At 52.8% G+C, this 10,134-nt stretch carries 9 protein-coding genes, 1 other RNA gene and 1 pseudogene; 6 read left to right on the top strand and 5 right to left on the bottom strand.

What is annotated here, in order from left to right:
* Positions 1–179 (bottom strand): annotated as a pseudogene (locus tag NQZ67_RS30765) (IS256 family transposase); the annotation flags it as partial.
* 353 nt (positions 180–532) lie between these two features.
* Positions 533–1,723, bottom strand: coding sequence for an MFS transporter (locus NQZ67_RS05105; protein ID WP_257443336.1), 1,191 nt, complete (start codon positions 1,721–1,723; stop codon positions 533–535).
* Between the two features lie 177 nt (positions 1,724–1,900).
* On the opposite strand from NQZ67_RS05105, the gene NQZ67_RS05100 reads away from it, so the two are divergent.
* The 3 genes from NQZ67_RS05100 to pfkA all read left to right on the top strand — a co-directional run bounded on the left by NQZ67_RS05100 (position 1,901) and on the right by pfkA (position 4,325).
* Positions 1,901–2,218: a hypothetical protein gene (locus NQZ67_RS05100; protein WP_257443335.1), complete on the top strand. Its 318-nt coding sequence runs from the start codon at positions 1,901–1,903 to the stop codon at positions 2,216–2,218.
* A gap of 83 nt (positions 2,219–2,301) precedes the next feature.
* The gene (locus NQZ67_RS05095; RefSeq protein ID WP_257443400.1) at positions 2,302–3,330 is read left to right on the top strand and encodes a tetraprenyl-beta-curcumene synthase family protein; all 1,029 of its coding nucleotides are present in this window, start codon (positions 2,302–2,304) and stop codon (positions 3,328–3,330) included.
* A 26-nt stretch (positions 3,331–3,356) separates the two neighbouring features.
* Positions 3,357–4,325 carry a 6-phosphofructokinase gene (gene pfkA, locus NQZ67_RS05090; protein WP_257443333.1) on the top strand — a complete coding sequence of 323 codons (969 nt, stop codon included), beginning with the start codon at positions 3,357–3,359 and terminating at the stop codon, positions 4,323–4,325.
* A gap of 57 nt (positions 4,326–4,382) precedes the next feature.
* Here pfkA and NQZ67_RS05085 read toward each other — a convergent pair whose 3' ends face one another.
* The 3 genes from NQZ67_RS05085 to NQZ67_RS05075 form a co-directional block, all read right to left on the bottom strand.
* Positions 4,383–5,588, bottom strand: a complete 1,206-nt coding sequence (locus tag NQZ67_RS05085) for a putative glycoside hydrolase (protein WP_257443331.1) — start codon at positions 5,586–5,588, stop codon at positions 4,383–4,385.
* 173 nt (positions 5,589–5,761) lie between these two features.
* A complete protein-coding gene (locus NQZ67_RS05080) occupies positions 5,762–5,956 on the bottom strand; it encodes a hypothetical protein (protein ID WP_257443329.1) in 195 nt (64 codons plus the stop codon).
* Positions 5,957–6,119: 163 nt separating this feature from the next.
* Positions 6,120–6,962 carry a YitT family protein gene (locus NQZ67_RS05075; RefSeq protein WP_257443328.1) on the bottom strand — a complete coding sequence of 281 codons (843 nt, stop codon included), beginning with the start codon at positions 6,960–6,962 and terminating at the stop codon, positions 6,120–6,122.
* Positions 6,963–7,097: 135 nt separating this feature from the next.
* Between NQZ67_RS05075 and cshA the strand changes: the two genes are divergently transcribed.
* From cshA to ssrS, 3 genes are all read left to right on the top strand, one after another.
* Positions 7,098–8,711 (top strand): degradosome RNA helicase CshA, encoded by a 1,614-nt coding sequence (gene cshA, locus NQZ67_RS05070; RefSeq protein ID WP_257443326.1) that lies wholly within the window; start codon positions 7,098–7,100, stop codon positions 8,709–8,711.
* A gap of 375 nt (positions 8,712–9,086) precedes the next feature.
* Positions 9,087–9,893, top strand: coding sequence for a YesL family protein (locus NQZ67_RS05065; protein ID WP_257443325.1), 807 nt, complete (start codon positions 9,087–9,089; stop codon positions 9,891–9,893).
* A gap of 47 nt (positions 9,894–9,940) precedes the next feature.
* A non-coding RNA gene (ssrS, locus tag NQZ67_RS05060) (6S RNA) lies at positions 9,941–10,123 on the top strand.
* Positions 10,124–10,134 lie beyond the last annotated feature (11 nt).

Below are 10,134 nucleotides of genomic sequence, written 5' to 3'. Positions count from 1 at the left end.
TAGCGAGTTTGGAAAGCACGCGTGTAGTGGCCGTTACGGCTGTTACGCTCTTGAGGTTGTTCTACAGCCATGTAGTTTTTAAGTTCTTCACGGAGTAGCAGTTCCAGCTTTTCCTTCAACAGCTTCGTAACAGTATTTTCAAGTAGATCATTAAACAGATTTTCGGGTATAGTAGTCATTGAGTAGGGTCCTCCTCTTGGTGATCTCAGCAATCCCGAGGATACCCTACTTTTTTTTGTTTTGGAAAGGACCAAAACTTGGTACACAACTTACTGTACATCATCCTGATGGGTGCAGTCTGAAGTAAATAAGCGTGCCAGAAACGTCTAAATGTGCTGATGGGTGCAGTCTGAAGTAAATAAGCGTGCAAGAAACGTCTAAATGTGCTAATGGGGGCGGTCTGAAGTAAATAAGCGTGCTAGAAACGTCTAAATGTGCTGATGGGGGCTGTCGAAATAAATAGGCGTGCCAGAAACGTCTAAATGTGCTCGACGCTCCAATCCGAAGAGAAAAGGCGCCCATGGCGCCCCACTCACTTGCTAGCCCTGCTGAAGAAGTACAGCAGGAAGCCGATCGCCGCGGCAACGGCTACGCCGGTCGCGGCGTGGTAGAACATGACGCGTCCGAGCTGCTCGTAGACGAGGCCGCCGAACACGCCGCTGATCAGACCGGCGAGTCCGGTCCAGATGACGGTGTAAACCGCTTGGCCGGAGGAGCGGTATTCGTCCGGGATGAGATGCGAGATGTATCGCAGCGCGGTAGAGAAATAGATGCCGAAGGAGACGCTGTGCATGGCCTGCGTGGCGAGAAACCAACGGGGATCCTCGATTTCGCCCATGAGCCACAAGCGAAGGGCATACATCAGCGATGCGATAACGAGCAGCGGCAGCTCCTTGAACTTGTGGCCGTATTTGCCAAGCAGGAACAAAATCGGGATTTCGCTGGATGCCGACACAAGCAGCGACAGGCCAACCAGCGAATCGCTGGCTCCGAGCTGGCGCATCGTGACGGCAAGGAAGCTCTCGTACATGCGATGAGAGATGGATACCATGAGTATTAGCAGGAAGAACAGCAGCACTTGACGTTGGCGGAGCAGCTTGAAAAACCCGGAAAACTCGATTTTGCGAGATTGCCCCTGATAATCTTTAATAAAAATAGTAAGCAGCAGCGAAATACCCACCGTGCAGAGCGCCACAAAAATCGTCCACTCGGAGCCGATGCCCTTGAGCAGGAGGCCGAGTCCGTACGCGCTGAGCGCAAAACCAAGCGACCCGAATATGCGAATTAGCGCGTAAGGCGTGCCCGTGTATTGGCTGGACAACAGAATTAAGCTGTCGCTGAGCGGGATGATCGGCGTTTGGAACAAATAAAACGCGGTCATAACGATGCAGACCATAACGAAATTTTCGAGCGGGAACAACAGCGACAGCGTAGCTAATTGTCCCAAAAGAATGACAATCAATATTATGCGGATCGTTCTATATTTGTCGCTGGCGAGGCCGGCGATAATGTTCGCAAAGATGGATACGAACAACCCCGACGAATACAAGATGCCGATCTGGCTCTCCGTGAAGCCCCGCGTCATAAAATATAAAGGAATAAAGGACACGACAAGCGCCTGCGTGGCGAATGTCGAAAAGTTGAACGCCCGTAGCGCGAGCGTCTCCTGCTTGGCTGTTGATGATATCGAAATCGATCCCCGTACGGTTTCCGTCTCTCTCATGTTCTTCTTTCCACTCCGTCCTATTAACGGCTTGCAGACCATGAAGTCCGCAGCCAGGTTTCTGTCTCTATTACGAGTCGCCCATGTCCGATGTTATTCAGTATATCACGGCGCGTTGTCGATTTGTGGCTGGATTATTGCCCTGCGAAATGGTACATTTATGTGTGGAGGTTTACGATGGCGGATTATGGTTTTGTGTGGAATGAAAGACTCCTCATCCATTTGCCTTCGCTGGAGCGGGATTGGGAAGAGCACACCCGCGCGGAGCAAGCCGAGCTGATCGAGAGATGGGAGCTTATTCGCGGTCGCATTCCGGACCTTATACTGCATTTCGAGCAGGTTATCAATACGAAGCAAGCGGAGCTGTACGAAGAAGACAGCTTCGAGCGTTCGTGCGTCTTAAACTACGAAATAGCGGAATTCGCCAGCCGGATCAACGATTTGCAGATCTGGTATCGCATGAATCAGGACCTGGAATCGCGCCGGCATTCATGACAAGATTTACGCAAGAAGGAGGTGCGTTCGTGAGATTGACGACGTTATCCGGCGGACGCGCGCCGCAAGGCCCGATCAAGCTGATGCATCGTGTTTACAAATATGTATTGCCCGGGGTAGAAGCGGAATTAAACAAGCTCCGCCAGATCGCGGAGGCCATTCCCGATCCAGAATTGCGGACGCAGGCGCTAAGCAGCATGCACGACAAGAAGTTTCACTGCCAGGGCGGGGGCGTATACGCCGCGGCCAATCTGGGATATCGCGATACGTTGATCCCTCTAATCGTAGCTCTTCAGACGATCAGCGATTATTTGGATAATTTATGCGATCGAAGCACTTCGCTGGATCCGGACGATTTCCGGCTTCTTCATCAATCCATGTTGGACGCGGTGAATCCGGAGGCGGAGCTGCTCGATTATTACGCGCTTCGGAAGGAAAGGGATGACGGGGGGTATTTGCACCATCTCGTGCGAACCTGCCAGACGCAGGTGTCGAAGCTTCCTTCTTACGCGAGCGTGCAGGAGCATGTATCGGAGCTGGTCGGTCTTTACGGCGACCTGCAGGTGTACAAGCATATCCGGAAGGATCTTCGCGAGCCGGAGCTGCTCGCCTGGTGGGACCGCCATCAGCACAAATATCCGCATCTCCGCTGGAACGAGTTCGCGGCGGCGACGGGCTCTACGCTCGGCATGTTCATGCTGTTCCTTGCGGCGAGCGAGGATCGCTTATCCAAGCAGGATGCGGAGCACATACGCCGGTTGTATTTTCCCCATGTATGCGGTCTGCACATCATGCTCGATTATTTGATCGATCAAGAGGAAGACCGTCATGGCGGAGATTTGAATTTCTGCAATTACTACGAAGACAAAGCTCTTCTTGTCGAACGAATCGGGGTCATTGTAGGCAGGGCGAGAGAAGACATCAAGTCTCTGCCGGGCTGGCGCTTTCATCGGCTGATCATTGAGGGTCTGCTGGCGCTTTATTTATCCGACCCGAAGGTTCGGCATCAGAAGGAAGTGAAGGAAGTATCGAAGCAGCTGATGAAGAACAGTCCGCTTACGCGCATTTTCTTCCTTATCAACAGCAATTGGATTCGCAGTCAATATACTTAACATAACTTAAGGTGGAGGCGTTAATCATGTCTGCAGTAAAATCAATCGCAGTTTTGACAAGCGGAGGGGATTCCCAAGGGATGAACGCGGCCGTCAGGGCAGTCGTGCGCAGCGCGCTGTTTCATGGCCTGGAGGTATACGGCGTACAACGGGGCTACCAAGGCCTTCTTAACGACGACTTGCGTCCGATGGATCTTCGCAGCGTCGGCGATATTATTCAACGCGGAGGCACCATTCTTCAGACCGCGCGCTGCAAGGAGTTTCTGACGCCGGAAGGCCAGCAGCGCGGCGCGGACATTCTTCGCGCGCGCGGCATCGACGGCTTGGTCGTTATCGGCGGCGACGGTTCGTACCAAGGCGCGAACAAGCTGAGCAAGCTCGGCATCAAGACGATGGGGTTGCCGGGCACGATCGATAACGATATTCCGTTTACGGATTTCACGATCGGCTTCGACACCGCGGTCAGCATCGTCGTGGATGCCATCAACAAAATCCGCGACACGATGTCCTCGCACGAACGTTCTTCGATCGTTGAAGTCATGGGTCGTCATTGCGGCGATATCGCATTGTATGCGGGATTGGCAAGCGGCGCGGAGACGATTCTTGTTCCTGAGGTGCCTTTCGATCTGGCCGAGGTGGCTGAACGTATGAAAAACAACTTCGCCAAAGGCAAACGCCACAGTATTATCGTCGTTGCGGAAGGCGCGGCCAAAGGCGAAGACGTGCAGCAGAAGATTTCGGAGCTAAGCGGCATCGAAGCGCGGGTAACGGTGCTTGGCCATATCCAGCGCGGCGGCACGCCGACGGCGGTTGACCGCGTACTCGCGAGCCGATTGGGCGATTTCGCCGTCAGACAGCTGATGGCCGGCGATTCCGGCAAATCCTGCGGCGTCATCAAAGGCGAGCTCGTCACGACGGATATCGATACGGTTGTTCATTCGAAGAAGCCGTTCGACATGGAGATGTACGAGCTGGCAAGCCGTCTTTCGCAATAATAAACAAACTAAAAAACCTGGTGAGGCATTATGCCACACCAGGTTTTTTGATGGCTGTTATTTGTACGTCACGCCCGGCGAATACTTATTGCCGGCGTTCCAAAGCAAATATTCGGTAACCCCTTCGTCGTGGAGCGCCTTAATCTGCGCTTCGACCTCGGCCTTGCCGTATTTCAGATAGTTGCCCTTCCCAAGCCAGCTTGCCGTGAAATCTTGGATCCAAGGACGAATGATCGGTTTTAACGGTCCCGTATCGGCCAGCTTCTCGTGCGTATCCTCAATCGCGCCTTTGATGGTCTCGTAAGGACTTCGGTCCGGCGTTTTCTGATTAAACCACCCGGTGCTGTAATGGCTCGGATAGATCATCGGCGAGATCACGTGCACATCATTCGATATTTTGACAAAGTCCTGACCGATGCCTTCCGCAGCGGGGACGGACGCCGCATAACCGAATATATCGACGGAGACACGTACGCCTAGCGGCTCAAGCTGCTCGCGCGCGTATTTGACGAAGCCGGCGACCGCATCAACGCGCGAAACCTCCGTTTTGTTGAAGGTCAAGGTATCCGCCCTGTTCTCGAACCCTTCGGGAAACCGGACGTAGTCGAACTGGATCTCTTTGAAGCCAAGCTTGGCGGCTTCCTTGGCGAGCGCGATATTATAATCCCATACTTCTTGGCGGTATGGATTGACGAAGCTTTCGCCGCGCCCGTTCTTCCATATCGTGCCGTCGGACTGCCGGAAGCTCAGCTCCGGCTTTTTGACGGATAAGACGGTATCCTTAAACACGACGATGCGGGCGATAGGGTAGATGTCATGCTCCTTCAGCGTGGTCATCAATTTCTCGATATCGCCGATAAACTTCTTCGGCGTGCCGATCTCGAGCAGCTCCGGCGTCGTGGTGGGGTACGTAATATATCCGTTGTCATCCTTGATGTCGATGACCATGCTGTTCAAATCGGTTTCATCCACCAGCTTGAGCAGCGAATCCATCCGGGCGCCGCCCGCGCTGTGCGCGGTTACGTATATGCCTTTGATCGGAGGCGTATCGGGCTGGGGGTCCTTTTTGGCGGGGGCTGCTTGTTCTCCGCCGTCCGGCTGCTGCGGAGTGCCGGGGTCTCCCGGCGCAACGGGACCTACGATCGTTTCGCCTGAGGCGGCGTTCAGATAAGCGATGGCAATCTTCTTGGCGTTTTCACTGTCTTCTCCGGAGCCGGTAAGCAGGTTGTACAACAACATGAAGGTCGTAATAATGATGTCCATTATGCTCTCTCCTCGCAGGCTGAATCTTATGATGCTTCATCATGTTCTTCCAAAATTATAAGTCACGCCGGTTGTCCCGGTCATCTGTTTTTTTGAGGCGAAAAAAAACAAAAGGCCAGTCGATAGGTCGACTGGCACTTCCAATTAAACCGATACTCCCGACAAAAGCCTTGTCATTGCAATAAAGCTTGTTTCTGACCGTTGCAGATGCTGTGCTGTACGATCTCCATGGCGTCGGCCGGCTCGAGCACCTCTAAGCCGTCGCGAAGCACAATGTTCAGGTCCATCTCGCGCGAGGTGAGAAACGGACCGAGCTCTGGGGCAAGTCTTTCTACAATCAGCGACAATTTGACTGTTTCCATATCCATCTTAGCCTCACCCTTTCGTCCTAATTGTGAAAAACTAGAAAGCAGCAGGGGATACCTATGGCATGAAACGGTACAACTTTTTGAAACTGCGGGATACCGTCATTATAACAGGAACGTTTTCAAAAACATAGAGATTGCATGAAAATTCCATATTTGCGTATGCTCACGGATTCTCCTGCCTGCGGAAGTCGCCGACGACGCCAACCGTTTCCACAATATTAATGAAGGCTTTCGGGTCGATCGTCATGATGGTTTTGGTCAATTCCGCCAGTTCGAACTTGGTTCGGACGGTCATCAGCATATCCCTTTCCGCCGAGGAGAACGCTCCTCTTGTTTTGACGATCGTGATTCCGCGCGGATGGGTCAAGAGTTTGCTCAAAATTTCATCGGTTTTGGTCGTAATGATAAACGCTGTTACTTTCAAATGACGGATATGGACGATGTCGACAAGCTTGCCGGCAGCGAATATGGAAAAGAGCGAGTATAGGGCAAGGTCCCAATTTTTCGTGAAAAAGATAAGGATCGCGATGACGCCGCCGTTAAGCAGGAAGATGATCATGCCGACGGGAAGGTCGCGTTTTCTAGTGACGATGGAGGCGACGATGTCGAACCCTCCAGAGGATCCTCCGTACCTTAAGGTGAGTCCGCTCCCGAAGCCGACGATGATTCCTCCGAATACGGCGCCGAGCAGAATGTCATGGGCGATATTCCGCACGGGAATAAGCTGGAGGAACAACGTGGACATGAGAACGTTATAGGTGCTCCAAAGCACGAATCTCCTGCCTAGAGAGAACCAGCCCCAGATCAGCACGGGAATGTTCAGGATCAGAAACAGCCAACCGATATTGCCGCCCGTAATATAGCCGATCATCATCGATACGCCGGACAAGCCGCCGCTGAGCACCTGATGGGGGATGAGAAATAAATTAAAGCCGACGGCGACTAACAAAGATCCGATCGTCATCATGGGAAAGGTCAGCAGATAACGTCGTTTGTATGGGTTCATGTAATCGCTCCAAACCGTTGTTGTCGTCGGTTTAGTATGGATTTGCTCCTTAACTGGTATTCATTATCTCTTATGTGCTATAATGATTTGGATATTCTATAAGCAGGCTTTAGATAGAAGGAGTATGAGAAAAGTTTGAAAACATTTGCTGAATTTGGCTTGGAACCAAAAGTGTTGCAAGCAATAACCGAGCTTGGCTTCGAGGAATCCACCCCGATCCAAGACAAGTCCATTCCAGTGGCATTGACAGGCCGCGATTTAATCGGCCAAGCCCAGACAGGTACGGGCAAGACGGCGGCATTCGGAATCCCGCTGATTAACAAGATTCCAACAAGCGAGGATCGTATCGTTGCACTAATTATGACGCCAACCCGTGAACTCGCTATCCAGGTGGCGGATGAGATCGGGAAGCTTACTCGATACAAAGGCCTTCGTTCGCTGCCAATCTACGGCGGACAAGAGATCGGCCGTCAGATTCGCGCTCTTAAGAAGAAGCCGCAAATTATTATCGGAACGCCGGGCAGGCTGCTCGACCACATCAACCGGAAGACGATCCGCCTCGAAGACGTGCAGACCGTCGTGCTGGACGAAGCGGACGAGATGCTGGACATGGGCTTCATGGAGGACATCCAGTCGATCCTGAAGATGGTTCCGGAAGAACGCCAAACGATGCTGTTCTCGGCGACGATGCCGGCCAACATCCAGAAGCTGGCGCAGCAGTTCCTGAAGGATCCGGAGCATGTTTCGGTCATTCCGAAGCAAGTAACGGCGCCGTCCATCGAGCAATCATACATTGAGGTGCATGAACGTCAAAAGTTCGAAGCGCTGAGCCGGTTGCTTGATATGGAATCGCCAGAGCTTGCCATTATTTTCGGACGCACGAAACGTCGTGTAGACGAGCTGAGCGAAGCGCTCCAGAAGCGCGGTTATTCCGCCGACGGACTGCATGGCGATTTGTCCCAGAATCAGCGCGACAACGTAATGCGCAAGTTCCGCGACGGCAGCATCGACGTGCTTGTCGCAACGGACGTCGCCGCGCGCGGCTTGGACGTATCCGGGGTAACGCACGTTATTAACTTCGACTTGCCGCAGGATCCGGAGAGCTATGTACATCGTATCGGCCGTACGGGCCGCGCGGGCAAAGAAGGAACGGCGTGGAGCTTCGTAACTCCGCGCGAAATCGACCATTTGCACTTTATCGAGCGCATTACGCGCCAGCGCATGAACCGCAAGCCTTTGCCGAGCATCGCGGAAGCGATCGAGGGCAAGCAACGCGTTACGGCAGAGCGTCTGCTCGAAATCGTGCAGAACGAAGAGTTCTCCGAATTCAAAGCAATCGCGATCCAACTGTTGGAGCAGTACGATTCCGTTCATCTACTTGCGGCAGCCATGAAGCTGATCACGGGCGAGAAGAAGAACGTAGACATCGAATTGACGCCGGAAGAACCGCTTCGCGCGAAAAAACGCAGACCGGATATTCGTTCGAACGGGCGTCCGTTCAATCGCAGCGGCAGCGGCTCGTCCTATGGCGGAAACCGCGGCGGCAGCGGCGGCGGCGGATACCGCGGTCGCGACGACAGACGCGGCAGCTACAGCGGCGGCGGCAGCTCCCGCGGCGGTTACGAGAACCGTGGAAGCGGCAGCTATGAGAACCGCGGCGGCAGCGGCGGCGGCTACAAACGCAGCAGCGAAGGCCGCAGCGACACTCGCCGTCCGAAGAGCCCTTCCGAGGACTTCGCGAACAACTAACACACACAGCAAAAAACCGGGGAAGTCCGTGATGCCTTGCGGGCATCCGGACCACTCCGGTTTCTTTTTTGGTCGCACATCGCGAGAGACCTTAAGGATTGCTTTTATCTACTAGTAAGAGCAAATTGTTTTCGCAATGATGACCAGAAGGATAAACAGTACGAGGATAGCACCAACCGAGTTATAACCGTAACCAACGTTGCCCATAGTAGCAACCTCCTTTTAATCATCTTAGTGGGTGTTCACAATACATCCTATGCAGAAAGGCGATTGACGCTTAGACTCAGGCCTACTCTGCGATAATTGGGCGGTCTGTTATCCCTGTGGCGGACTAGCCGGTTCATGGAAAATACTTATTTTTGGAGGCTTAAGCGTATGGAACCTAGAGGACTTATGGGGGGATTCTATCGAATCTCCGAGTGGATCATGAGGTTTTCGGTTATTAATTTGTTGTGGATTATTTGTTCGCTCCCGGTCGTTTTGGTCGTCATCATGGGACTGGCCAGTCTGACGACTGCCAATGTCGAGCAATACGGCGCGCTTCAAATGCTGATGCTGCCGCTTATTATTCTGGTCGTTCTGATGCCGTTTACGTTTTTCCCGGCGACGGCGGCCATGTTTACGATCGCGCGCAAGTGGGTAACGGGGGAAACGGATGCGGCATTATTCAAAACCTTCTTCCGGGGCTACAAGGAAAACTACAAACAAAGCATGATCGGCGGCATTCTGTATACGGTGCTGTTCGCCGTGCTGGTCGTGAACTTCTTCTTCTACAGAGAACAGTTCAGCGTCGTATCGTACATTTTCTTGGCCTTCCTGGCGTTGCTCGGAGCCTCCTTGTTCAACTATTTCTCGATGCTCGTGCATTACCATATGAAAACGTTTCAATTGCTTAAGAATGCCTTGTTGATCACGATCGGCAAGCCGTTCCGTTCCTTATCGACGGTCATCATGTGCGGCTTGGTCATTTACATCAGCTTCTTCCAATTCACGTTCCTGATTCCGTTTTTCATGGGCAGCATATGCGCGTTCCTGGCGTTCTGGAACTTCAATATCATCTATATCAAGCTGCAAGAACAGGCGGAGAAGATGAGGCAGGCCGAAGAAGAAGCGGCAGAAGAAGCGGCGGAGATGGATCGCGAGGACCTGCTCAAGGACGATTACAAGGAATCCAACAAATAACACGGCGCCGAAGTTTACTTTTGCCGTCATTCAGTCTATAATAGCAATACATCCTGCGATGTTCGTAACGGCTCTTCGTTGTTTTGAACCAATGGCTGTTTCACGGGAGACCTACATTGCCATGCGGCTGACACGCCCTCGAAAAGGGATCTCAAAAGCATCGCTGCGGACACCCACCTGCGAGAGCGGGTTCAGAAACATGTGAGTCGGACGGCATAGGCGGGTTTTCTTTTGAACATGA

The sequence above is a fragment of the Paenibacillus soyae genome (genome assembly GCF_024623455.1).
GTDB lineage: Bacteria > Bacillota > Bacilli > Paenibacillales > Paenibacillaceae > Pristimantibacillus > Pristimantibacillus soyae.
This window is presented reverse-complemented; position numbering and strand designations above follow the sequence as displayed.

Bases quoted from the DNA above. Each gene is read 5' to 3' on its own strand.
- NQZ67_RS05105 (WP_257443336.1), bottom strand. From the start codon at position 1,723: ATGAGAGAGACGGAAACCGTACGGGGATCGATTTCGATATCATCAACA.
- NQZ67_RS05100 (WP_257443335.1), top strand. From the start codon at position 1,901: ATGGCGGATTATGGTTTTGTGTGGAATGAAAGACTCCTCATCCATTTG.
- NQZ67_RS05095 (WP_257443400.1), top strand. From the start codon at position 2,302: ATGCATCGTGTTTACAAATATGTATTGCCCGGGGTAGAAGCGGAATTA.
- pfkA (WP_257443333.1), top strand. From the start codon at position 3,357: ATGTCTGCAGTAAAATCAATCGCAGTTTTGACAAGCGGAGGGGATTCC.
- NQZ67_RS05085 (WP_257443331.1), bottom strand. From the start codon at position 5,588: ATGGACATCATTATTACGACCTTCATGTTGTTGTACAACCTGCTTACC.
- NQZ67_RS05080 (WP_257443329.1), bottom strand. From the start codon at position 5,956: ATGGATATGGAAACAGTCAAATTGTCGCTGATTGTAGAAAGACTTGCC.
- NQZ67_RS05075 (WP_257443328.1), bottom strand. From the start codon at position 6,962: ATGAACCCATACAAACGACGTTATCTGCTGACCTTTCCCATGATGACG.
- NQZ67_RS05065 (WP_257443325.1), top strand. From the start codon at position 9,087: ATGGAACCTAGAGGACTTATGGGGGGATTCTATCGAATCTCCGAGTGG.